Origin of the sequence: Burkholderia cepacia, from assembly GCF_001718835.1 — a bacterium.
Classification (GTDB): Bacteria; Pseudomonadota; Gammaproteobacteria; order Burkholderiales; family Burkholderiaceae; genus Burkholderia; species Burkholderia cepacia_F.
The window spans coordinates 3,499,147-3,520,107 of sequence record NZ_CP013443.1 but is presented as its reverse complement, the minus strand read 5'-3'; the positions used below and the strand labels follow the sequence as shown (position 1 = coordinate 3,520,107).

Here is a 20,961-nt window from a genome sequence, read left to right as displayed (position 1 = left end):
TGATTAGAATATTCAACGGCCGTTCCGCGCGTCGCGTCCTTCTTTCCTCGCACCTATCGTGTCCGAAACCGAATCGATGTCCACCGAAGTCGCCGAGCGCCTGCGTTTCGTGCGCAACAAGCATGGCCTGTCGCAGCGCGAACTCGCGAAGCGGGCCGGCGTGACCAACGGCACGATCTCGCTGATCGAACAGGGCCGCGTGAGCCCGTCGGTCGGCTCGCTGAAGAAGCTGCTCGAATGCATCCCGATGAGTCTCGCGGAGTTCTTCACGTTCGAGCTCGTCGAATCGCGTTCGGTCGTGTCGCGTCGCGACGAGATGCCGAACCTCGGCAACGACACGCTCGCGTTTCATCTGGTCGGTGCGAGCGTGAAGGACCGCAACATGTGCATCCTGCGCGAGATCTACCAGCCGCATGCCGATACGGGGCCCGAGATGCTCGTGCACGCGGGCCACGAGGGCGGTGTCGTCGTGTCGGGCCGGCTCGAGCTGACCGTCGACGGCGCGACGTGGCTGCTCGACCCCGGAGATGGCTACTACTTCGAAAGCCGTTTGCCGCACCGTTTTCGCAATCCCAGCGCGGACCTGATCTGCGAGGTCGTCTCGGCCAATTCGCCGGCGACCTTCTGACCCGCCTTCCGGCCGCGCTTCACCGCCGCATTCGCCGTATTCACCTCCGGCTGCGCGACGCGCACCGCCGCTCGTACGCGGCGAATGCCACAACCATTGAGGCATCCTGATGAACAAGTTGACTTTGGCTGACTGGCAGGACAAGGCGGCGTCGCTCGAGATCGAAGGGCGCGCATTCATCGACGGCGCGTCGCGCGACGCGCACGGCGGCAAGACGTTCGACTGCGTGAGCCCGATCGACGGCCGCTTGCTCGCGAAGGTCGCCGATTGCGGCGAAGCCGACGTGAACGCGGCCGTCGCGGCGGCGCGCCGCGCGTTCGACGCGGGCGTGTGGGCCGGGCTGAACCCGCGTGCGCGCAAGGCGGTGCTGCTGCGCTGGGCCGCGCTGATGCGCGAGCACCTCGACGAGCTCGCGCTGCTCGAGACGCTCGACGCGGGCAAGCCGATCGGCGACACGACGACGGTCGACGTGCCGGGCGCCGCGTATTGCGTCGAATGGTTCGCGGAAGCGATCGACAAGGTCGGCGGCGAAGTCGCGCCGGCCGATCATCATCTGGTCGGGCTCGTCACGCGCGAGCCGGTCGGCGTCGTCGCCGCCGTCGTGCCGTGGAATTTCCCGATCCTGATGGCCGCATGGAAATTCGGGCCCGCGCTCGCGGCCGGCAACAGCGTCGTGCTGAAGCCGTCGGAGAAATCGCCGCTCACCGCGATCCGCGTCGCGCAGCTCGCGTACGAGGCCGGCATTCCGGCGGGCGTGTTCAACGTCGTGCCGGGGGCGGGCGAGCCCGGCAAGCTGCTCGCGCTGCATCGCGACGTCGACTGCATCGCGTTCACGGGCTCGACGGCAGTGGGCAAGCTGATCATGCAGTACGCCGCGCAGTCGAACCTGAAGCGCGTGTGGCTCGAGCTCGGCGGCAAGTCGCCGAACATCGTGCTGCCTGACTGCCCCGATCTCGACCGCGCGGCGCAGGCGGCCGCCGGCGCGATCTTCTACAACATGGGCGAGATGTGCACGGCCGGCTCGCGGCTGCTCGTGCATCGCGACATCAAGGATGCGTTCATCGAGAAGCTCGTCGCGGCCGCGCGTGCGTACGTGCCCGGCAATCCGCTCGATCCGTCGGTGTCGATGGGCGCGATCGTCGACGGCATCCAGCTCGAGCGCGTGCTCGGCTACATCGACGCCGGGCGCAGCGAGGGCCGCCTCGTGACGGGCGGTGCGCGCGTGAGCGAGGAGACGGGCGGCTTCTACGTCGAGCCGACGGTGTTCGAGGTGAAGCCGGATGCGAGGATCGCGCGCGAGGAGATCTTCGGGCCCGTGCTGTCGGTGATCGTGTTCGACGACGTCGACGAGGCCGTGCGGATCGCGAACGATACCGAGTACGGGCTGGCCGCGGCCGTGTGGACGTCGAACCTGACGACCGCGCACGACGTGTCGCGCCGGCTGCGTGCGGGCACCGTCTGGGTGAACTGCTACGACGAGGGCGGCGACATGAACTTCCCGTTCGGCGGCTACAAGCAGTCGGGCAACGGCCGCGACAAGTCGCTGCACGCGCTCGAGAAGTACACCGAGCTGAAGTCGACGCTCGTGCGCTTGCGGTGACGCCGCCCGCACCGCCGGCTCCGCCGCTGCGCGGGAGCCGGCGGTGCGCGTTACGCGGCGCGCAGCGCGGGGTGGAAGCCGGCGGCTTCGATGATCGACTGCACGCGCTCGGCCGGCTGCGTCGACTGCACGGTCACGCGCTTCGCCGCGACGTCGATGTCGAGTTTCGCGGCGGGATCGGCGGCCGTCACCGCGCGTGTGATTGCATTGGCGCAGCCGCCGCAGGTCATGTCCTGGACTTCGAATTCCATGGTTCTCTCCAGAGTTGACGAACCCGCACAGCATGAAGCTTGCCACGGTAGGAAGGTCAAGCGTGCGACAGCCATTCGTCAGTCTGTAATCAGACAAATAACGGCGTCGATCGGAACGTCAGTCGGTATTTAGCCCGATTGACCGCTCAGGGTCGGACGCGGAGATGGAAAAAGTCATTTCAATACAAAGGTTTGCCAACCGGCATGGCGCGCGATTCCCATTCTGCAATCAAGGGTAATTAATGCGGAAATGCGAATCGCTCTTAATATCAATTCTCCTTCCGCATTTCTTTCCACTCCTGATCATGAACCGTTTTGCTTTCGGCTTTGCGCTGGCGCTGCTGGGCGCATCGGCGACGTCCGCATTCGCGGCCGACGATGTCGTCAACCTGACCCTGAAGGATCACAAGTTTTCGCCGGACGGCGTGACGATCCCGGCCGGCAAGAAGGTGAAGTTCGTCGTGAAGAACCTCGATGCGACGCCCGCCGAATTCGAGAGCGACGATTTCAAGGCGGAGAAGGTCGTGCCTGCCGGCAAGTCGGTGGAGATCCTGGTCGGGCCGCTGAAGGCCGGGACCTACGAGTTCCACGACGAGTATCACGAAGCGCAGTCGAAGACGCACCTGAGCGTCAAGTAAGCGGATACGGACATGCTGTCGACTGCCCTGATCGTTTTTCGTGAAGTGCTCGAGGCCGCGCTGGTGGTGTCGATCGTGATGGCCGCGACGAAAGGCGTGCCGCGGCGCGGCTGGTGGGTCGGCGGCGGTCTGGTGGGCGGCGTGATCGGCGCCGGCCTGATCGCGGCATTCGCCGACGTGATTTCGCAATGGGCGTCGGGCATGGGGCAGGAGGTCTTCAACGCGGGCGTGATGTTCGTCGCGACGCTGATGCTCGCATGGCACAGCATCTGGATGAGCCGGCACGGTCGCGAGATGGCGATGCAGATGACCGAGGTCGGGCGCGCCGTCGCGGCCGGCAGCAAGCCGCTGACGGGGCTCGCGATCGTGGTCGGCGTCGCGGTGCTGCGCGAAGGCTCCGAGGCCGTGCTGTTCCTGTATGGCATCGCGGCGGGCGATCCGGGGCAGACGCCGCAGATGATCGTCGGCGGGCTGCTCGGCGTGCTCGGCGGCGCCGGGCTCGGCTACGGGATGTATGCGGGCCTGCTGCAGATTCCGCTGAAGCGCCTGTTCTCCGTCACCAACTGGCTGATCGTGCTGCTCGCGGCGGGGATGGCAAGCCAGTGCGTCGGCTTCCTGCTCGCCGCAGGCCTCGTGCCGTCGTGGGGCGATGCGGTCTGGGATACGTCGTGGCTGCTCAAGGAGTCGAGCATCGTCGGCAAGGCGCTGCATACGCTGATCGGCTATACCGCGCGCCCCGCGGGCATCCAGATCGTCGCGTACCTCGCGACGCTGGCCGCGATCGTCGGGCTGGCGCGGTTCGTCGGCCGGCCGCAGGCGGCGGTGCGGCCGCCGCGGCCGGTTGCCTGAACAATCGATCCGGGTTCGAATGCACGAAGGGGCGTCATGGACGCCCCTTCGTTCGTTTACCGGCTGCGCTGCGCTCAGCGGTGGCTGTCGATCCAGGCGCGGGCCCATTCGAGCCCCGCTTCGCGCGCGTCGTCCTCGGTGTCGAACACGCCGAGCACGCCGGACGCCTCCACCAGCTTGTTGTTCTGCGTGATCGTGCCGCTCGCCGCGAAGCGCTCAGGCTGCAGGATCTCGTCCTGCTGCAGGATCGCGTGGCCCCAGATCTGGTAGCCGTGGTAGGTTTGCGCTTCCATTATCGAGTCACCTCCGCGGAGCGGTTGTGCGTGCCGACGCGCAGCACGTTGCCGTCCGGTGTGTATTGCCGCGGGATGTCGGTGAAGGCGAGGCCATGCGGCGAATCCTGCGCGTCCGGCTGCATCACCGTGAGCCGGCCCGGCGCGGGCTGGGCGACCGGGCGCGCGGCGGGCGCTGTGGGTGTGGCGGGCGCGGTGCCGGGCGCCGGCATGCGATGCGCGCCCGTCTTCAGCGTCTGCGTGGCGGGCGCGACGTGGCGCTTGTGCGCCTTCGCGGCCGCCTTCGGCTGGGCGGCGGCATGCTTCGCGGGGGCGGCCGCGTGCGCGTCGGGCGTGTGCGCCGCCGGCGGACGCGGCGCAGCCGTGCGCGCCTCGGGCGGGTTCCAGACCTCGACATAGTGCTCGGCGGCCACGCCGGGCGTCGTACACGCCAGCGCCAGCAAGCCGCATCCGATCAGTCTCACCATCGTTTCTCCGTTTGATTCTTTCATCGACGGGATTCGCTCAGGAGAACACCTCGAGCCCGTGTTTCTCGACGATCTGGAGCATGCGCGCGGCAATGCCGCTGGGCCGCTTGTCGCCCTGTTCCCATTGGCGGATCGTCGACGTCGTCGTGTTCAGGTAGAGCGCGAACACGCTCTGGCTGACGTTGACCGACTTGCGGATGCGGGCGATCGCTTCCGGGGCGAAGTGGGGGGCGGCCTCGACGCACAGCGTGTCGTATTCCCGCATCGTCTTCTTGTCGATCAGACTGGCGCGATAAAGCCCCGACGCGGCGCTGTGGACCGCCTCCGTCGCGTCGCTCTTGAATCGACTCTTAGCCATTGCAGATCTCCACGAGCTCGTTCAGTTCGAGCAGTTTCGCGATCTCGGCATCCGTGCGGCCGTCGAAGTCCGCGGCGAGCTTTCTGAAGCCGCGCAACTCGCGCTCGTTGATGTCGTCCCGATCGCGCTTCGCAAACAGAAACACGAAAATCCACGACCGGCCGACCTTGTTCAGCACGATGCCGCGCTGACGATTCTTGTCCAGCCGCTTCTTCCAGACGTTGCCGCCCAGATCGACGCCCTGACCGCGTGTCAGCTGCCTCGCTGCGTCGCAAAGTTCGGCATCGGTGATATTCGCAGCCTTCGCCGCCTTGTGAAACCACTTCGTCTCGAAGACGCGTCGTACGCAAACGGGCATGTCGGATCGGTCGAGTTGGCACAGGATTATATGCCACTATGTGGTACATATTTCGACCTGGCCGAACGGCCACTCCGGCCGACGCCCGGAATTATTCCACCGTCACCGATTTCGCGAGGTTTCTCGGCTTGTCGACGTCGGTGCCGCGCGCGCACGCGGTGTGATACGCGAGCAGCTGCAGCGGCACGACGTGCAGGATCGGCGACAGTTGCCCGTAATGTTCCGGCATCCGGATCACGTGCAGGCCGTCGTCGTTGACGATCTGCGTGTCGGCATCGGCGAACACGTACAGCTCGCCGCCGCGCGCCCGCACTTCCTGCATGTTCGACTTCAGCTTCTCGAGCAGCGTGTCGTTCGGCGCGACCGTGACGACCGGCATCGCTTCCGTGACGAGCGCGAGCGGCCCGTGCTTCAGTTCGCCGGCCGGATAGGCCTCGGCGTGGATGTACGAGATTTCCTTCAGCTTCAGCGCGCCTTCGAGCGCGATCGGGTAGTGCAGCCCGCGGCCGAGGAACAGCGCGTTTTCCTTGCGCGCGAATTCCTCCGACCACGCGATGATCTGCGGCTCCAGCGCGAGCACGCTGTTCAGCGCGGCCGGCAGGTGGCGCAACTGCTTCAGGAACTCGGCTTCCTGCGCGGCATCGACGTGACCGCGCAGCTTGCCGAGCGTCGCGGCCAGCACGAACAGCGCGACGAGCTGCGTCGTGAACGCCTTCGTCGACGCAACGCCGATCTCGGTGCCCGCGTGCGTCAGGAACTGCATTTCGGTGAGGCGCACCATCGCGCTCGTCGCGACGTTGCACACCGCGAGCGTGTGCGTGTGGCCGAGCGACTGCGCGTGCTTGAGCGCCGCGAGCGTGTCGGCCGTCTCGCCGGACTGCGAGATCACCAGCACGAGCTGGCGCGGGTTCGGCACCGATTCGCGGTAGCGGTATTCGCTCGCGATCTCGACCTGGGTCGGGATCTTCGCGATCGATTCGAGCCAGTACTTCGCGGTGAGGCCCGAGTAGTAGCTCGTGCCGCAGGCGAGGATCAGCAGGCTGTCGATCTCCGCGAACGCGGCGGGCGCGGCGGCGCCGAACAGCGTCGCGTCGAAGGCTTCCGTCTGCGGCACGGTATCGCTGATCGCGCGCGGCTGCTCGAAGATTTCCTTCTGCATGAAGTGGCGGTACGGGCCCAGTTCGACCGCGCCGCCGTATGCGCTGACCACGCGGATCTCGCGCTGCGCGGTGGCGCCGTGGCGATCGACGATCTTCACGCCGTCGAGCGACAGCTCGCACATGTCGCCTTCCTCGAGGAACGTGAAGCGGTCGGTGCTGCCCGCGAGCGCGAGTGCGTCGGATGCGAGGAAGTTCTCGCCGTCGCCGTGGCCGACCACGAGCGGCGAGCCCTGGCGCGCGCCGACGACGGTGTGCGGCTGGTCCTTGTGGATCACGGCGATCGCATACGCGCCGTGCAGCTGCTGCACGGCTTCGCGCACCGCGTCGAACAGGTTGCCGCGATACAGGCTGTGCACGAGGTGGGCGATCACTTCGGTGTCGGTTTGCGACACGAATTCGTAGCCCTTCGCGCGCAGCGCATCGCGCAGCGGCTCGAAGTTCTCGATGATGCCGTTGTGGACGAGCGCGAGCGCGTTCGACGAGAAGATCGGGTGCGCGTTGTGCGTGACGGGCGCGCCGTGCGTGGCCCAGCGCGTGTGTGCGATGCCCGTCGTGCCTTCGAGGTGCGACTCGCGCACCTGCGCGTCGAGGTCGGCGACGCGCGCGACGCTGCGCGCGCGCTTCGGTGCGCCCGGCTCGAGCACGGCGACGCCGCACGAGTCGTAGCCACGGTATTCGAGGCGCCGCAATCCTTCGATCAGCACCGGAACGATATTACGCTGCGCAACTGCGCCGACAATGCCGCACATGAATAATGAGTCAGTCCTGTAAGTCGACGCGGGCGCCGTCCGGGCGCCCGCAAAAGGTTCAGCTTTTCTTCTTGACCGGGCGGACGTAGCCGCTCTTCGCGGTCTGGGTCTTCTCGTTCAACGCGAGCAGGCCGTCGGCCACGTCCTTCCAGATCGTCGTGCCGGCGGCGATCGTCACGCCGCGGCCGACGCGCACGGGTGCGACGAGCTGCGTGTCGGAGCCGACGAACACGTCGTCCTCGATCACGGTGCGGAACTTGTTCGCGCCGTCGTAGTTGCAGGTGATCGTGCCCGCGCCGATGTTCACGCGCGCGCCGATGTCGGCGTCGCCGATGTACGTGAGGTGGTTCGCCTTCGAGCCGTGGCCGATCACCGCGTTCTTCACCTCGACGAAGTTGCCGACGTGCGCTTCGTCCGCGAGCTGCGCGCCGGGGCGCAGCCGCGCGTACGGGCCGATCACGGTGTGCGCGCCGAGCTCGGCGCCGTCGATGTGCGTGAACGCGTCGATGCGCGTGCCCGCGCCGACCGACGCGTTGCGGATCACGCAGTTCGCGCCGATCGTCACGTTGTCGGCGAGCGTCACGTTGCCCTCGAACACGCAGTTCACGTCGATCGACACGTCGCGGCCGCAGCGCAGCGTGCCGCGCACGTCGACGCGTGCCGGATCGGCGAGCGTGACGCCGTCGACGAGCAGCGTGTCCGCGATATTGCGCTGATGAATGCGTTCGAGCTCGGCGAGCTGCGCCTTGCTGTTCACGCCGAGCGTTTCCCATTCCTCGTCGGGCTGCGCGGTGACGACCTCGAAACCGGCCTCGATCGCGAGCTCGACGACGTCGGTCAGGTAGTACTCGCCCTGCGCGTTCTCGTTCTTCAGCGCGCCGAGCCACATCGACAGCTGGGCCGTGGGCGTGACGATGATGCCCGTGTTGATCTCGGCAATCTTCAGCTGTTCGGGCGACGCGTCCTTCTGCTCGACGATGCGCGTGACGAAGCCGGCCGCGTCGCGCACGATCCGGCCGTAGCCGGTCGGATCGTCGAGCGTGACGGTCAGAATCCCGTAGCGGCCTTCGCGCGCGGCATCGACGAGGCGCTGCAGCGTCGATGCGCGCGTGAGCGGCACGTCGCCGTACAGCACGAGCGTCGGTTGCGCGGGATCGAGGAGCGGCAGCGCCTGGCGTACCGCGTGGCCGGTGCCGAGCTGCTCGGCCTGCACCGCGAACTGGACGTCGGGTGCGGCGACGGCCGTCTGAACCTGCTCTGCACCGTGACCGACGACGACGACGAGCCGGGACGGCTGCAGCGTGCGCGCGGTGTCGATGACGTGGGAGAGGAGCGGCCTGCCGGCCAGGGGGTGAAGCACTTTCGGCAGCGCGGAACGCATGCGCTTGCCGGTGCCTGCCGCCAAAATCACGATATTCATGGCGCCAGCTTGTCAGAGGAGTTCGAAGCCGACCATTTTAGCATGGGCCCCACCCGCCGAGCGGGGCTGGCGGGCCCGCCCGGCGGGCGTCGCCGGGCCCTGCGCGGCGCTTACAGGTCGTCGAACTGGACGATCGAGATCGGTCGGGTGCCGCCCGGCGCCGCTGCGTCGTCGCCCGTCGCGCACGGTTCCTCGTCGAACGCGATGTCGCCCTGCGGATCGGCCTCGCCGGTCGCGCGCAGCGACTGGAACGGGTACAGCGTCGTGTCCATCAGGTGCGACGGCACGACCTTCGCGAGCGCGTTGAACATGTTGTCGACGCGGCCCGGGAAGCGCTTGTCCCATTCGCGGATCAGCGCCTTCATTTCCGCGCGCTTCAGGTTCGGCTGGCTGCCGCACAGGTTGCACGGGATGATCGGGAATTCGCGCAGTTCCGCGTACTTCTCGAGATCGGTTTCCTTCACGTACGCGAGCGGGCGGATCACGATGTTCTTGCCGTCGTCCGACTGCAGCTTCGGCGGCATCCCCTTCAGCTTGCCGCCGTAGAACATGTTGAGCAGCAGCGTCTGCACGATGTCGTCGCGGTGATGGCCGAGCGCGATCTTGGTCGCGCCGAGCTCGCCGGCCACGCGGTACAGGATCCCGCGGCGCAGCCGCGAGCACAGCGAGCAGGTCGTCTTGCCTTCGGGCACGAGCCGCTTGACGATGCTGTAGGTGTCCTGGTTCTCGATGTGGAACGGCACGCCCACCTGCTTCAGGTACTCGGGCAGCACGTGCTCGGGGAAGCCCGGCTGCTTCTGGTCGAGGTTCACCGCGACGATGTCGAAATCGATCGGCGCGCGCTCGCGCAGGCGCAGCAGCACGTCGAGCATCGCGTAGCTGTCCTTGCCGCCCGACAGGCACACCATCACCTTGTCGCCCTGCTCGATCATGTTGAAGTCGCCGATCGCCTGGCCGACCTGGCGCACGATCCGCTTGAACAGCTTGTTGTTCTCATACGCTTCCTTCTGCTCGCGGCGCGTCAGCACCTGGCGGCCGGCCGGGGCCGCGGCTGCGTCGTGGGCGGCGGCATCGGCCGCCGTGTCGTTCATGTGGGGGGCGTTCATGCGCGCTCCTCGTCCTTGATGCGAAAGACTTCGACGCCGACGGCGTCGCAGTCCGGATAAGCGTCCGGTTTCTCGGTACAGACGCGTACCGCGCGCACGGCGTCGTGCGCCAGCAGGTGCGCGGCGATCGCGTCGCACAGCGTTTCCTGCAGGTGGATGTGGCCGCGCGCCACGCATTGCGCGACGCTCTGCTTCATCAGGTCGTAGTCGACGACTTCATGCAGCCGGTCGTCCACGGGGGTGGACAGCGCGAGCGGCACGAACAGGTCGACGTTGATGACGACGCGCTGCTCGCCGCGCTTCTCGTGTTCGAAGGCACCGATGTTGATGTGCACTTCGTAGTCGCGCAGGTAGAGCCTGCGGCAGTCCGCGAGGCGGGGGTGCAGGAGAGCGGAAAACATGGTCGTCCCAGTCAAATTGGCGTGCGCGCACGCAAAGCGGCGCGGGCGGCGGCAGTCAGGCCGCGCGCTCCGCGCAGTTCATTCATTCGGGCCGGCGGCGGGCGGCACGAGGTGCTCGCCGCCGTCGACGGTCAGCGTCGCGCCCGTGACGCCGGGCGCGCTCGCGAGATAGCAGGCGGCCGCGGCGATGTCGTCCGCGTGTGCCGCGTGGCCGCGCACCAGCGCCGCGACCCGCACTTTCGGCGCGAGCGCCAGCGCCAGCGCCGACGTCGCGCGGTTCAGCGCGGCCTGCATCAGCGCGTGCGACAACTGCGCCGGCGCAGGGTGAAACAGCGCCTGGTCCAGCACGTGGATCGCGCATGCGCGCAGCGCTTCGTGCTCGCGCGCGGCGTCGGGCGTCGCATCGGCGAGCGCGCGGGCCAGCGCGAGCGGCGCCGTCACGTTGCGCGCGAGTGCGCCGGCGAGCGACGCATGGCGCACCGAGCGCGCGTCGTCGGTACCGGTCGGCGTGCTGTGGAACACGACGCATGCCGGCCGGCCGAGCGCCGCGCCGCACGCGGCGACGAGTGCGGCCGCATCGGCTTCCAGGGCCAGATCGGCGTCGAGCACGACCGCGAGGCGGCCGAGCGCCGCGACTTCGGCGACGAGCGCGTCGGCGGCCGCATGCGGCGTGCCGGGGCTGCGCTGCAACGCGACGTCCCAGCCGTGCCGGGCGAATCCCGTCGCGAGCGCACGGCCGATCGACGCGGCGTCGGCCACGCTGCCCAGGGCACCCGCGACGAGCGCCACGCGCCGGGTCGACGTATCGGCTGAAACGGTCATTTACAATGCCGGGATGAACCCGAAAGCTCACGAACCCGCTAGTTTACCTGCTCCCGGCCCTGACGCGCTCGCGCAGTCCGAAACCCTCGCCGCGCAACTGCGCGACGAGATCGCGGCGGCCGGCGGCTGGCTGCCGTTCGACCGCTTCATGGAGCGCGCGCTGTACGCGCCCGGCCTCGGCTATTACAGCGGCGGCGCGCGCAAGTTCGGGCGCCGCGCCGACGACGGCAGCGACTTCGTCACCGCGCCCGAGCTGTCGCCGCTGTTCGCGCAGACGCTCGCGCAACCGGTCGCGGAAGCGCTCGCGGCGAGCGGCACGCGTCGCGTGATGGAATTCGGCGCCGGCACGGGCAAGCTCGCGGCCGGGCTGCTCGCGGCGCTCGACGCGCGGGGTGTCGAACTCGACGAATACCTGATCGTCGACCTGTCCGGCGAGCTGCGCGAACGGCAGCGCGACACGATTACGGCCGCCGCGCCCGCGCTTGCCGCGAAGGTGCGCTGGCTCGACGCGCTGCCCGAGCGGTTCGACGGCGTCGTGGTCGGCAACGAGGTGCTCGATGCGATGCCCGTGCGCCTGTTCGCGAAGGCGGGCGGCGCATGGCACGAGCGCGGTGTCGCGCTCGACGCGCGGCAGGCGTTCGTGTTCGACGACCGTCCGGCCGCGCCGGCCGGCCTGCCGCCGGTGCTCGCGGGGCTCGACGAGGCGCGCGACGGTTACGTGACCGAGACGCACGAGGCCGCGCTGGCGTTCACGCGCACCGTCTGCACGATGCTCGGGCGCGGCGCGGTGCTGCTGGTCGACTACGGCTTTCCCGCGCACGAGTACTACCACCCGCAGCGCGACCGCGGCACGCTGATGTGCCACTACCGGCACCATGCGCACGACGATCCGTTCCTGTACCCGGGGCTGCAGGACATCACCGCGCACGTCGAATTCACCGGCATCTACGATGCGGCCATCGCGACCGGCGCCGACCTGCTCGGTTACACGTCGCAGGCGCGCTTCCTGCTGAACGCCGGCATCACCGATGCACTGGCCGCGATCGATCCGTCGGACATCCGTGCATTCCTGCCGGCCGCGAACGCGGTGCAGAAGCTGATTTCCGAGGCCGAGATGGGCGAGCTGTTCAAGGTGATCGCGTTCTCACGGGGCATCGACGGCACGCTCGACGCGTTCGCGCGCGGCGATCGCTCGCACGCACTCTGATGGGGCTAGGGCCTGTTTACATATGGAACGCGCATGCGAATGCCCGAAATCGCTCGTAGGGCAAGGAGAGAGCAACCGTCTTTCATGTCAAGCCAAATGAAGCGAGTCATTCCAATGCGAGCCCGATTTGGCCATGGCATTCAGGATGGTCAAGAGCTTGCGCATCGCGGCAACAAGGGCAACCTTTTTGGGCTTGCCCAGGGCCGTCAAGCGCGCATAAAAGCTTTTGAAGACCATGTTGTGGCGCACTGCGACGAGCGTAGCCATGTACAACGCTCGTCGGACCTCGGCGCGGCCACCCCAGATCGTGCGTTGGCCGCGCATTTGGCCCGAATCTCGGTTCAGGGGAGCCACGCCGACCAGTGCGGCGATGCGCCGACGACACAACGAACCCAGTTCAGGCAATTCGGCCAGCAGCGTAGCGACAGTCGCAGGACCAATGCCTTTGACGCTGGACAGCGCCTGGGCCAATTCGGCGTGGTGGGTGCGCACATGATCGGCGCAGTCGTGTTCGACATCGTCGATCTGCGATTTGAGGAACTTGATGGTTTGCTCGATGCTTGGACGCGCACTGGCATGCGCCAACGTCAGGCGTCTCCGCTCAGCCGTCAGCATCGTAACCAGCTGCCTGCGACGCAACACGAGCGCCTGCAAGCGCTGCAATTGCGCGTCGGGCAACTGCTTGATAAAGCGCTCGCGCTGCGGATGCTGGTGCAACACGCGGGCAAACGCGGCCAACATCCGCGCGTCGAGGCTGTCCGTCTTCGCCAACGTGCCCATGGCACGAGCAAAGTCGCGCGCCTGACGGGGATTGACCACGGCCACCGACAGTCCCGCAGCCTGCAAGGCACACGCCGCCTCGAATTCGTAGCCGCCCGTGGCTTCGAGTACGACGAGTGCTGGAGCCAGCTTCGCCAGTTCGGCCGTCATCGCTTCAATGCCGTCACTATTGTTGGCGTATTGCCAGGTCGAACTCGCCGTGCTGCTGCCAATTTCCAGCGTGTCGCGCGAAACATCGATACCGATGAACACTGCTTCGGGCATGTTCTTCCACTCCCATCCTTGTTTATGCGAACTTTATTCCGACAACCGTTCGGGCTTACGGAAGAACGGTCCGACTCACGCGCCCAGTGCTCACTCGCGGGCTTGGTTTCCCAGAGGAGGAACGGGCTACGTGAGCCGGTCCGAAACCGCAGACTTAAAGATACAAGGAGCGCCGTTTGGCCGTGCCAAACAAGCGACGAGCGACGCCGCCATACGGGCGATTTCGGGCATTCCCGTGGAATGGTTTTTTTAAAATTTGGGGTTGCCACGAGAACGGCCGCTCGCCGCGTTGCGCTCCTTGCGAATACGTCCAGTATTCGCGGCGTCGCGCGCCTCGCGAGCGGCCGTTCTCGTGGCAACGCATGCGCGTTCCATATGTAAACAGGCCCTAGGATGCTGCGCTGGCTGTTGACGACGTTCGTCGCGGTGATGATCCTGACGCGCTGCTGGCCGTGGCTCGGCAAGCTCGGCATCGGGCGGATGCCGGGCGACGTCACGCTGACGCTCGGCGGGCGGCGCTACCCGTTCCCGTTCATGTCGACGCTGGTGCTGACGATGCTGCTGTCGATGGTGGCGCGGCTCGTCTGACGCGCGGCGCGCGTTACAGCTCGATCTCGCCGAGAATCCGGTGCGCGAGCGCTTTCGCCTCGTCGAACGCCTCTTCCTCGCTGGGGCTCGTGCTGCCGACGTCGTACACCGTGTTGTCGGGGGCCTCCCCTTCGTCCCGGCTCAGGATCACGTAACCCTGGAACTGCCCGTTGCCCGCGTGCTGGGTATGCGCCTTGGCCGTGTAGATGCCTTTCGTGAACGTGTTCGTGTCCATCGTGCTCTCCCGCAAAAGGACACTTCATCGTAGCACTGCGGCGCAGCATGTACAGCACCGCGTCGTGCCGGGTTGCGCAGGCCCTAGCCCTCCAGCAACGCAACCACCTCGTCGAGCGTCGGCGCGTGCGCACCCGTATGCCGGCACGCCGCGGCGCCGGCCGCCAGTGCGAACGCGAGATGCTCGCGCCACGTGCGCTGCGGCGCGGCCATCAGGCTGAACAGCATGCCGCCGATCGACGCGTCGCCCGCGCCGACGGTGTCGGCCACCTCGACGCGCGGCGGGCTGGCTTCATGCACGTCGCCGTCCGCGTAGAGCGTCGCCGCCTGCGCGCCGCGCGTGACGAGCACGGCCGCGCGCGGGTTCAGCGCGCGCAGCGCTGTGATCGCAGCGGCCTCGCTGCCGCCGAACAGGTGCCGCAGGTCCTCGTCGGACACCTTGATCAGGTCGGCGAGCGCGGCCATCTTTTCCAGCGTCGGCCGGTACGCGGCCGTCATCAGGTTCCGGACGTTCGGGTCGAAGCTGATCTTCACGCCGCGCGCGTGCAGGTCGGCCGCGAGCGCGGCCAGCGTGCCCGCGAGCGGCTCGCGCACGAGGCTGATGCAGCCGAAATGCGCCCATTTCACGTGGTCGGTCCAGCCGGCCGGCAGCCGCGCCGGGTCGAACGCGAGATCGGCGCTCGCTTCGCCGATGAAGAAATACGCGGGCGGGCGCGTCTCGTGGACGATCGCGAGCAGCGGCGGCCGTGCGACGCGCTGCAGGAAGCGCAGGTCGAGCCCGGCCGCTTCGCTCGTGCGCCACAGCACGTCGGAGAAGCAGTCTTCGCCGATCGATCCCGCGAGCGCGCTCGGCACGCCGAGCCGCGCAACCGCGCGCGCGACGTTCCAGCCGGCGCCGCCCGGCACCGACGTCCATTGCGCATCGCCCGCGCGCACCATGTCGGTCAGGATGTCGCCCGCCGACACGAAAGCCGGAAACGTGCCGCCGCTCATTGCGTCGGCTCGCTGCGCTGCGCGCGCGCGAGGGTCGCCAGAACGTCGTAGCACGCGCCCATCGTGTGATAGTCGGTCTTGCCGGCCGGGCTTTTCTCGTCGCTGTACTTGCGGTTGTCGCAGGTGAGGATGCGGTACCACGCGCCGTAGCGGTGATCGACGAAGTGCGCCCAGCTATAGCGCCAGATCTCGTCGTACCAGTCCCAGAAGCGCTCGCTGCCGGTGCGCGCGCCGAGCATCGCGGCCGCCGCGAAGGTTTCCGCCTGCACCCAGAAATACTTGTTGTGGTCGCAGATCGTGAAGTCGGGGCCGAAGCCGTAGTACAGGCCGCCGTGGTCGGCGTCCCATGCGTGCGCGAGCGCGGCGTCGAACAGTTCGGCCGCGCGCGGCACGAGCCAGTCGAGCGGGCGGTGCCGTTCGAGGATCAGCAGCAGCTTCGCCCATTCGGTCTGGTGCCCGGGCTGGAAACCCCACGGGCGGAAGATGTTCGAGCTGTCTTCCTTGTTGTAGTCCCAGTCGACCGACCAGTCCGCATGGTAGTGCTCCCACACGAGCCCGCCCGACAGCGCGGCCTGGCGCTGCGTGATGTGGGACGCGAGCTTTTCCGCGCGATCGAGGTACGTGAGGTGGCCGGTCGCCTCGTGGGCCGCGAGCAGCGCCTCCGTCATGTGCATGTTCGCGTTCTGGCCGCGGTACGACGACACGATCCAGTTCGGCGTCGCATCGTCCGCGTAGAGGCCCGCGGCCGCGTCCCAGAAGCGGTGCTCGGCGAGCTCGTAGGTTGCCGCGATCAGCGGGCGAGCCTCGTCGATGCCGGCCATCGTCGCGTGCGCGGCCGCGAGCAGCACGAACGCGAGCCCGTAGCAGTGGCGCGTGCCGTCGAGCGTCGCGCGCTTCGCCCCGTCGCGCCAGTCGAGTTCCCAGTCGTAGCCCTGCAGTTCGTCGTCCCAGTGCGCGTCGCGCAGGAAGCGCAGCCCGTGGCGTGCGTATTCCAGGTGGCGCGGATCGCCGAAATGCCGGTACGCCATCGCGTAGTTGAAGACGAACCGGCAACTGCTGACGAGGTGGCGCGACGTGCGGTTGTAGATGCTGCCGTCGTCGCGGAAGTAGTGGTAGAAGCCGCCCGTCGGGTCGAACGCGTTCGTTGCGTAGAAGCGCAGCGTGTCCTCGATGTGCGACAGCAGGAACGACGGATCGCGGAAACTCGCGACGAACGGGGCCGGATGGCCATGCGCGGCCGGCGTCGCCGGGGCGGGTTGGACCGGGGGCGTAGTCATGGTTCGGTGCTCGTGGCGGTGACGGGCGCCCGCGTCGCGGCGGGCTGACTGCTGGCCCGCACGATCAGCTCGACGGGCAGGGAAATCTCGGTGCGTTCGGGCGAGTCGGCGAGCAGCAGCTCGACGCCGCGGCGGCCGAGCGCTTCCTTGTCGACCGCGAGCGTCGTGAGCGGCGGGCTCGCGTGCGCGGCGGCCGGGATGTTGTCGAAGCCGACGATCGCGATGTCGTCGGGAATGCGCAGCCCGCGCGCGGTGCACACGCGCTGCGCGGCGAGCGCGGCCGCGTCGTTGTACGCGAACACGGCTTCGGGGCGCGGGCCCGGCGCGTCGAGCAGCTGCTCCATCGCGCGCGCGGCGCCCGTGTCGGGATCGAGCCCCGCGTCGATCGTCACTTCATAGGCGGGATCGAACAGCCGCCCGGCTTCGAAGAACGCGCGCCGGTAGCCGATCGCGCGCTGCGCGATGCTGTAGTGCGCGGGCGAGCCGCCGATGAACGCGATCCGCGTGCGGCCGGTGGCGAGCAGGTGACGCATCGCGAGCGCCGCCCCCGTTGCGTTGTCGATGTTCACCGAGCGCAGGCCGGGCGCCCACAGATCGATCAGCACGAGCGGCCGGCCGGTCGCGGCGAGCGCCTCGATCGTCTCGGGCTCGATGAAGCCGGCCACCGCGATCGCGTCGGGCGCGTGCGGGCGCATCTGGCGCAGCACGTCGTCGTTCGGCCCGACCGTGAGCAGCGTCGGCACGATGCCGCGCTCGCGGCACGCGTCCTCGACGCCGTGCAGCACGTGCGAGAAGAACGGGCTGGCCGGAAAGCGGTTGTGCTGGCGATGCAGCAGGAAGGTGAGCCGGCGGATGCGCGGCCGCAGCTGCGCGGGATCGTAGCCGAGCCGCTGCGCGATCTCGACGATGCGCGCACGCGTGGCTTCGGACAGGCCCGGCTGGTTTTTCAGCGCGCGGGAGACGGTGCCGATCGAGACCTCTGCCGCCCGCGCCACATCGCGAATGGTGGTACCCATCGTTCGGGGTCCGGTTTGTTTAGGGTGAAAGCGATTGTATAGTAAACCGCATCGGTAAAATCGCGCCATATCCCCGGGGAATACCCGTAAATACGCGAATTTAAAGCACTAATCTGCGCCGGCGCTTTTACTAAAAATACTAAACAGGCGCCGCAAAAGGCAAGGTGTCCGCGCGTGGTCAGTTCGGCGTCGCGGGCGGCTCGCCGCGCGCGAGCAGCGCGGCGCGGCCCGCATCGAGATCGACGACCGCGAGCCCGTCCGGCTGCTGTTTCGCGCGCCGCTTCGCGAGCGCGGCGACCGATGCGATCTCGTCGCTGCCGTAGCGCTTCGCGCCGTGCGCGCCGGCCGGCACGCCGACCGCACCGATCGCCATCGTCACGAAACCGAAGAACGCCGGGTTGCCGTGGCGGTCCTCGCCGCGCAGTCCGCCCGCCTGCCGGTCGGCCTGCGTGTAGAAGAGCTGCGCGCCGTCGTTGAAGCGCGCGATCGCGTCGGCGGCGCGGTTGCGCCAGTCGTCGCGCTGGAACAGCACGAGGAAATCGTCGCCGCCGACGTGCCCGAGAAAGTCGCGCTGCGGATCGCACACGCCGGCCAGCACCGTCGCGGCGAACTTCAGCACCTCGTCGCCCTGCCAGTAGCCGTACTGGTCGTTGAACGGCTTGAACTGGTTCAGGTCGACGTAGCACGCATGAAAGCCGGCGTCGCGCTGGAGCAGGCGGTCGATGTGCGCGCTGATCGGGATGTTGCCGGGCAGGAACGTCAGCGGGTTCGCATAGCGCGCGGCCTCGATGCGCATCTCGGTCACCGCGCGCACGAGGCTCTCGCCGGTGCCGAGCCCGACGTAGCGGCCGTGTTCGGTGATCACGAAGCCGTCCGCGAGATAGCGCTGGTCGTGGCTCGCGAGCAGCATCGCGAGCTGCTCGAACGTTGTCGCGTTGTCGATCATCAGCGGCGCGTCGTTCGCGAACTGCAGGCACGGTTTCTTCCCGAACACCTCGCGGTGGTACGGCAGCGCGAAGCGGTCGATGAAGCCGCGGCGATTCACGAGCGCGACGGGCCGCCCGCGTTCGACGAGCGCGACCGCGTGCAGGTCGGGCATCCGGTTGAACAGGTCGAGCACGTCGTTGCTGGTCGCGTCGCGCGGCAGGGCCGGCGCCGGAACCAGCATCTTCCCGGCGATCGTGCCGGCCGGCCGCACCGAGCGCGTCGCGCCGGGAAACACCGCGATGTGCGGCGCGCGGATCGCGTCGCGCGCGGCCGGTGCGACGACCCGCGACGGCCGCGCGTTCGGCCGGCCGAGCAGGAAGCCCTGCACGCAGCAGATGCCCATGTCGCGCACGACGATCAGGTCGCTTTCGTTCTCGATGCCTTCCGCGATCAGTTGCGCGCCGCTCGCCTGCGCGAAGTGCTGCATCGCCTTCACGGCCTCGAACTTCAGCGGGTCGCGCGCGATGTCGTGGATGAAGAAGCGGTCGATCTTCACGACGTCGGGATGCAGGCGCAGCCACAGGTTCATGCTCGCGTTCGCGGTGCCGTAGTCGTCGAGCGCGAACTGGATGCCGGCGTCGCGCAGCGACGCGACGGCCGGCCCGATATGGGCGACGTCCGTCGGCGCGTTCTGCTCGGTCAGTTCGATCACGATGCGCTCGGCGCCGATCCGCGCGCGGCCGAGCAGCTGGCGGGCGCGCTCGCGTTCGCGCGCGAGCTGCAGGATCGTGCCCGCGCTGAAATTGAGGAACAGCTTGCCGTCGCAGCCGAGCGCCGCGAACGCGTCGAGGCAGGTGAGCGCGGCGGCCTGTTCGAGCGCGATGGTCTCGCCCTCGCGCGCGGCCTGCGCGAACAGCGCGGCGGGCGCCTCGAGGTCGGTGCCGCGCGGGCCGCGGATCAGGCCCTCGTAGCCGACGACCGTCCCCGACCCGAGATCGACGATCGGCTGGAAGACGGCGGCGAGCGCACGATCCGCGATCAATCGCGCGGTGCGGGCGGCATCGGGAGCGGCGGGGATGGCGGACATGGCAGGACGGCCGAAACGTCGGGACGACCGGCATAACGGCGCCGCGCAGGAAGAATTAAGTGAATTTTTTGTGACGCGATGCGCCGTCGTGGTGCATCGCCGCGGGTCATGGCCGCCGCGCAATGCGACGGCTGGCGTGTCAGCGCTTGCCGGCGCTCAGTGCGCTCGGCGCACCCGGCGCGGACGCGGCCCGGCCCTGCGCGGCGCCCTCGTCGCCCGGTTCGCCCAGCCTGCGTGCGCCCCAGCGCTGCGCGAGCGCCGCGCACGCCATCAGCTGGATCTGGTGGAACAGCATCAGCGGCAGCACGATCGCCCCGACCGCGTTCGCCGAAAAGATCACCTTCGCCATCGGCACGCCGGCCGCGAGGCTCTTCTTCGATCCGCAGAAGATGATCGTGATCTGGTCGGCGCGGTTGAAGCCGAGCCGCTTGCTGACGAACGCGGTCAGCAGGAGCGCGATCGCGAGCAGCACGAGATTGACGACGAGCAGGCCGCCGAGCGCGCGCGGCGGGATCTGGTGCCACAGGCCTTCGTTGACGGCCTCGCTGAACGCGACGTAGACGACGAGCAGGATCGAGCCCTGGTCGACGAAGCGCAGCACGCCGCGGTTGCGGTCGATCCAGCCGCCGATCACGGGCCGCAGCAACTGGCCGGCGATGAACGGCACGAGCAGCTGCATCACGATGCTGCCGACGGTGCTCCACGGCGACGCGGCGGCGGCCGATTGCGACGTGATCATCAACCCGACGAGCGCCGGCGTGACGAAGATCCCGAGCAGGCTCGACGCGGATGCCGCGCACACGGCGGCCGGCACGTTGCCCTTGGCGATCGACGTGAACGCGATCGACGACTGGACCGTCGACGGCAGCGTGCACAGGAACAGCACGCCCGCATACAGCGTCGGCGTGACGAACGGCTGCAGCACGGGTTTCAGCGCGAGGCCGAGCAGCGGGAACAGCGCGAACGTGCTGAGCAGCACGACCGCGTGCAGCCGCCAGTGGGTCGCGCCCGCGACGACGGCTTCGCGCGACAGCTTCGCGCCGTGCAGGAAGAACAGCAGGCCGACGGCGATGTTGGTCGCCCAGTTGAACGCATGCGCGGCCGGGCCGCGGCAGGGCAGGAGGCTCGCGAGCACGACGGTGCCGACGAGCGCGAGCGTGAAGTTGTCGGGAAGAAAACGGGGACGGGCCATCGGGAACTCGATCGGGACGATAGGAAGGCGTGCCGCGCATGCGCAGACGCCGCACGCGCGGACGCCGGTATTTTCCCGGTTGCCGATTCAAACCACAAATTCATTGTGAGAATCGATTGATGAATCAAGCGAATGCCGGGCGGCCGACCCCGCCTGTCGCGCAGGCGACGAAAACAGCAGAAGAATGTGCCGCGGCGATCCGTCCCTGACGTGAAAAACCTAGCAGTAACATGGTGTTACACCGACGGTGGCGACATAACACTTTTTGGCTCGACACGCTTTCGGCGCGCTCATAA

Annotated in this window: 23 protein-coding genes; 6 read left to right on the top strand and 17 right to left on the bottom strand. The window is 68.1% G+C overall.

What is annotated here, in order from left to right; genetic code table 11:
* Nucleotides 1–76 precede the first annotated feature (76 nt).
* The gene (locus tag WT26_RS19460) at nucleotides 77–628 is read left to right on the top strand and encodes a cupin domain-containing protein (RefSeq protein WP_042976781.1); all 552 of its coding nucleotides are present in this window, start codon (nucleotides 77–79) and stop codon (nucleotides 626–628) included.
* 109 nt (nucleotides 629–737) lie between these two features.
* Complete coding sequence (locus WT26_RS19455; RefSeq protein ID WP_069273577.1) at nucleotides 738–2,228, top strand: aldehyde dehydrogenase; 1,491 nt, start codon at nucleotides 738–740, stop codon at nucleotides 2,226–2,228.
* Nucleotides 2,229–2,278: 50 nt separating this feature from the next.
* Here the strand turns inward: WT26_RS19455 and WT26_RS19450 are convergent, their stop codons facing one another.
* Nucleotides 2,279–2,479, bottom strand: a complete 201-nt coding sequence (locus tag WT26_RS19450; RefSeq protein WP_069273576.1) for a heavy-metal-associated domain-containing protein — start codon at nucleotides 2,477–2,479, stop codon at nucleotides 2,279–2,281.
* Between the two features lie 305 nt (nucleotides 2,480–2,784).
* On the opposite strand from WT26_RS19450, the gene WT26_RS19445 reads away from it, so the two are divergent.
* On the top strand, nucleotides 2,785–3,117 hold the full coding sequence (locus WT26_RS19445; RefSeq protein WP_059521142.1) for a cupredoxin domain-containing protein: 333 nt from the start codon (nucleotides 2,785–2,787) through the stop codon (nucleotides 3,115–3,117).
* 12 nt (nucleotides 3,118–3,129) lie between these two features.
* Nucleotides 3,130–3,966 (top strand): FTR1 family iron permease, encoded by an 837-nt coding sequence (locus WT26_RS19440; RefSeq protein ID WP_069273575.1) that lies wholly within the window; start codon nucleotides 3,130–3,132, stop codon nucleotides 3,964–3,966.
* 74 nt (nucleotides 3,967–4,040) lie between these two features.
* Here WT26_RS19440 and WT26_RS19435 read toward each other — a convergent pair whose 3' ends face one another.
* The 9 genes from WT26_RS19435 to WT26_RS19395 all read right to left on the bottom strand — a co-directional run bounded on the left by WT26_RS19435 (nucleotide 4,041) and on the right by WT26_RS19395 (nucleotide 11,100).
* Nucleotides 4,041–4,259, bottom strand: a complete 219-nt coding sequence (locus tag WT26_RS19435) for a hypothetical protein (RefSeq protein WP_021162109.1) — start codon at nucleotides 4,257–4,259, stop codon at nucleotides 4,041–4,043.
* Nucleotides 4,259–4,726, bottom strand: coding sequence for a hypothetical protein (locus tag WT26_RS19430; protein WP_069273574.1), 468 nt, complete (start codon nucleotides 4,724–4,726; stop codon nucleotides 4,259–4,261). Before WT26_RS19430 ends, WT26_RS19435 begins: the two co-directional genes overlap by 1 nt.
* A 37-nt stretch (nucleotides 4,727–4,763) precedes the next feature.
* A complete protein-coding gene (locus tag WT26_RS19425) occupies nucleotides 4,764–5,084 on the bottom strand; it encodes a helix-turn-helix domain-containing protein (RefSeq protein ID WP_069273573.1) in 321 nt (106 codons plus the stop codon).
* Nucleotides 5,077–5,442, bottom strand: coding sequence for a type II toxin-antitoxin system RelE/ParE family toxin (locus tag WT26_RS19420; RefSeq protein ID WP_069273572.1), 366 nt, complete (start codon nucleotides 5,440–5,442; stop codon nucleotides 5,077–5,079). Before WT26_RS19420 ends, WT26_RS19425 begins: the two co-directional genes overlap by 8 nt.
* A gap of 91 nt (nucleotides 5,443–5,533) precedes the next feature.
* The gene (gene glmS, locus WT26_RS19415) at nucleotides 5,534–7,351 is read right to left on the bottom strand and encodes a glutamine--fructose-6-phosphate transaminase (isomerizing) (RefSeq protein ID WP_059667117.1); all 1,818 of its coding nucleotides are present in this window, start codon (nucleotides 7,349–7,351) and stop codon (nucleotides 5,534–5,536) included.
* A gap of 58 nt (nucleotides 7,352–7,409) precedes the next feature.
* Nucleotides 7,410–8,771 (bottom strand): bifunctional UDP-N-acetylglucosamine diphosphorylase/glucosamine-1-phosphate N-acetyltransferase GlmU, encoded by a 1,362-nt coding sequence (glmU, locus tag WT26_RS19410; RefSeq protein WP_069273571.1) that lies wholly within the window; start codon nucleotides 8,769–8,771, stop codon nucleotides 7,410–7,412.
* 110 nt (nucleotides 8,772–8,881) lie between these two features.
* Nucleotides 8,882–9,877: a tRNA 2-thiocytidine(32) synthetase TtcA gene (ttcA, locus tag WT26_RS19405; RefSeq protein WP_059521149.1), complete on the bottom strand. Its 996-nt coding sequence runs from the start codon at nucleotides 9,875–9,877 to the stop codon at nucleotides 8,882–8,884.
* A complete protein-coding gene (locus WT26_RS19400) occupies nucleotides 9,874–10,278 on the bottom strand; it encodes a dihydroneopterin aldolase (RefSeq protein ID WP_059521150.1) in 405 nt (134 codons plus the stop codon). The genes ttcA and WT26_RS19400 overlap by 4 nt, the downstream gene beginning before the upstream one ends.
* A 78-nt stretch (nucleotides 10,279–10,356) precedes the next feature.
* Complete coding sequence (locus WT26_RS19395) at nucleotides 10,357–11,100, bottom strand: SDR family oxidoreductase (protein ID WP_069273570.1); 744 nt, start codon at nucleotides 11,098–11,100, stop codon at nucleotides 10,357–10,359.
* Nucleotides 11,101–11,113: 13 nt separating this feature from the next.
* Here WT26_RS19395 and WT26_RS19390 point away from each other — a divergent pair, with 13 nt between their 5' ends.
* On the top strand, nucleotides 11,114–12,307 hold the full coding sequence (locus WT26_RS19390; RefSeq protein ID WP_059521152.1) for a class I SAM-dependent methyltransferase: 1,194 nt from the start codon (nucleotides 11,114–11,116) through the stop codon (nucleotides 12,305–12,307).
* Nucleotides 12,308–12,394: 87 nt separating this feature from the next.
* On the opposite strand, the gene WT26_RS19385 is transcribed toward WT26_RS19390, so the two are convergent.
* Entirely contained in the window at nucleotides 12,395–13,351 is a 957-nt protein-coding gene (locus WT26_RS19385; protein ID WP_059959184.1) for an IS110 family transposase, read from the bottom strand.
* Nucleotides 13,352–13,744: 393 nt separating this feature from the next.
* Here WT26_RS19385 and WT26_RS19380 point away from each other — a divergent pair, with 393 nt between their 5' ends.
* A complete protein-coding gene (locus tag WT26_RS19380) occupies nucleotides 13,745–13,939 on the top strand; it encodes a DUF2905 domain-containing protein (protein ID WP_069273569.1) in 195 nt (64 codons plus the stop codon).
* Nucleotides 13,940–13,952: 13 nt separating this feature from the next.
* Here WT26_RS19380 and WT26_RS19375 read toward each other — a convergent pair whose 3' ends face one another.
* From WT26_RS19375 to WT26_RS19350, 6 genes are all read right to left on the bottom strand, one after another.
* Nucleotides 13,953–14,174, bottom strand: coding sequence for a hypothetical protein (locus WT26_RS19375; protein ID WP_069273568.1), 222 nt, complete (start codon nucleotides 14,172–14,174; stop codon nucleotides 13,953–13,955).
* An 83-nt stretch (nucleotides 14,175–14,257) separates the two neighbouring features.
* Complete coding sequence (locus WT26_RS19370; protein ID WP_069273567.1) at nucleotides 14,258–15,166, bottom strand: carbohydrate kinase family protein; 909 nt, start codon at nucleotides 15,164–15,166, stop codon at nucleotides 14,258–14,260.
* Nucleotides 15,163–16,443: an AGE family epimerase/isomerase gene (locus tag WT26_RS19365; RefSeq protein WP_069273566.1), complete on the bottom strand. Its 1,281-nt coding sequence runs from the start codon at nucleotides 16,441–16,443 to the stop codon at nucleotides 15,163–15,165. Before WT26_RS19365 ends, WT26_RS19370 begins: the two co-directional genes overlap by 4 nt.
* Nucleotides 16,440–17,459: a LacI family DNA-binding transcriptional regulator gene (locus WT26_RS19360; RefSeq protein WP_069273565.1), complete on the bottom strand. Its 1,020-nt coding sequence runs from the start codon at nucleotides 17,457–17,459 to the stop codon at nucleotides 16,440–16,442. The genes WT26_RS19365 and WT26_RS19360 overlap by 4 nt, the downstream gene beginning before the upstream one ends.
* Before the next feature lie 178 nt (nucleotides 17,460–17,637).
* Entirely contained in the window at nucleotides 17,638–19,473 is a 1,836-nt protein-coding gene (locus WT26_RS19355; RefSeq protein WP_069273564.1) for an EAL domain-containing protein, read from the bottom strand.
* A 139-nt stretch (nucleotides 19,474–19,612) separates the two neighbouring features.
* Nucleotides 19,613–20,665, bottom strand: coding sequence for a bile acid:sodium symporter family protein (locus WT26_RS19350; protein WP_069273563.1), 1,053 nt, complete (start codon nucleotides 20,663–20,665; stop codon nucleotides 19,613–19,615).
* Nucleotides 20,666–20,961 lie beyond the last annotated feature (296 nt).

What these genes read in the sequence shown, in the direction of transcription:
- WT26_RS19460 (WP_042976781.1), top strand. Translation starts at nt 77, where the DNA reads ATGTCCACCGAAGTCGCCGAGCGCCTGCGTTTCGTGCGCAACAAGCAT.
- WT26_RS19455 (WP_069273577.1), top strand. Translation starts at nt 738, where the DNA reads ATGAACAAGTTGACTTTGGCTGACTGGCAGGACAAGGCGGCGTCGCTC.
- WT26_RS19450 (WP_069273576.1), bottom strand. Translation starts at nt 2,479, where the DNA reads ATGGAATTCGAAGTCCAGGACATGACCTGCGGCGGCTGCGCCAATGCA.
- WT26_RS19445 (WP_059521142.1), top strand. Translation starts at nt 2,785, where the DNA reads ATGAACCGTTTTGCTTTCGGCTTTGCGCTGGCGCTGCTGGGCGCATCG.
- WT26_RS19440 (WP_069273575.1), top strand. Translation starts at nt 3,130, where the DNA reads ATGCTGTCGACTGCCCTGATCGTTTTTCGTGAAGTGCTCGAGGCCGCG.
- WT26_RS19435 (WP_021162109.1), bottom strand. Translation starts at nt 4,259, where the DNA reads ATGGAAGCGCAAACCTACCACGGCTACCAGATCTGGGGCCACGCGATC.
- WT26_RS19430 (WP_069273574.1), bottom strand. Translation starts at nt 4,726, where the DNA reads ATGGTGAGACTGATCGGATGCGGCTTGCTGGCGCTGGCGTGTACGACG.
- WT26_RS19425 (WP_069273573.1), bottom strand. Translation starts at nt 5,084, where the DNA reads ATGGCTAAGAGTCGATTCAAGAGCGACGCGACGGAGGCGGTCCACAGC.
- WT26_RS19420 (WP_069273572.1), bottom strand. Translation starts at nt 5,442, where the DNA reads ATGCCCGTTTGCGTACGACGCGTCTTCGAGACGAAGTGGTTTCACAAG.
- glmS (WP_059667117.1), bottom strand. Translation starts at nt 7,351, where the DNA reads ATGTGCGGCATTGTCGGCGCAGTTGCGCAGCGTAATATCGTTCCGGTG.
- glmU (WP_069273571.1), bottom strand. Translation starts at nt 8,771, where the DNA reads ATGAATATCGTGATTTTGGCGGCAGGCACCGGCAAGCGCATGCGTTCC.
- ttcA (WP_059521149.1), bottom strand. Translation starts at nt 9,877, where the DNA reads ATGAACGCCCCCCACATGAACGACACGGCGGCCGATGCCGCCGCCCAC.
- WT26_RS19400 (WP_059521150.1), bottom strand. Translation starts at nt 10,278, where the DNA reads ATGTTTTCCGCTCTCCTGCACCCCCGCCTCGCGGACTGCCGCAGGCTC.
- WT26_RS19395 (WP_069273570.1), bottom strand. Translation starts at nt 11,100, where the DNA reads ATGACCGTTTCAGCCGATACGTCGACCCGGCGCGTGGCGCTCGTCGCG.
- WT26_RS19390 (WP_059521152.1), top strand. Translation starts at nt 11,114, where the DNA reads ATGAACCCGAAAGCTCACGAACCCGCTAGTTTACCTGCTCCCGGCCCT.
- WT26_RS19385 (WP_059959184.1), bottom strand. Translation starts at nt 13,351, where the DNA reads ATGCCCGAAGCAGTGTTCATCGGTATCGATGTTTCGCGCGACACGCTG.
- WT26_RS19380 (WP_069273569.1), top strand. Translation starts at nt 13,745, where the DNA reads ATGCTGCGCTGGCTGTTGACGACGTTCGTCGCGGTGATGATCCTGACG.
- WT26_RS19375 (WP_069273568.1), bottom strand. Translation starts at nt 14,174, where the DNA reads ATGGACACGAACACGTTCACGAAAGGCATCTACACGGCCAAGGCGCAT.
- WT26_RS19370 (WP_069273567.1), bottom strand. Translation starts at nt 15,166, where the DNA reads ATGAGCGGCGGCACGTTTCCGGCTTTCGTGTCGGCGGGCGACATCCTG.
- WT26_RS19365 (WP_069273566.1), bottom strand. Translation starts at nt 16,443, where the DNA reads ATGACTACGCCCCCGGTCCAACCCGCCCCGGCGACGCCGGCCGCGCAT.
- WT26_RS19360 (WP_069273565.1), bottom strand. Translation starts at nt 17,459, where the DNA reads ATGGGTACCACCATTCGCGATGTGGCGCGGGCGGCAGAGGTCTCGATC.
- WT26_RS19355 (WP_069273564.1), bottom strand. Translation starts at nt 19,473, where the DNA reads ATGTCCGCCATCCCCGCCGCTCCCGATGCCGCCCGCACCGCGCGATTG.
- WT26_RS19350 (WP_069273563.1), bottom strand. Translation starts at nt 20,665, where the DNA reads ATGGCCCGTCCCCGTTTTCTTCCCGACAACTTCACGCTCGCGCTCGTC.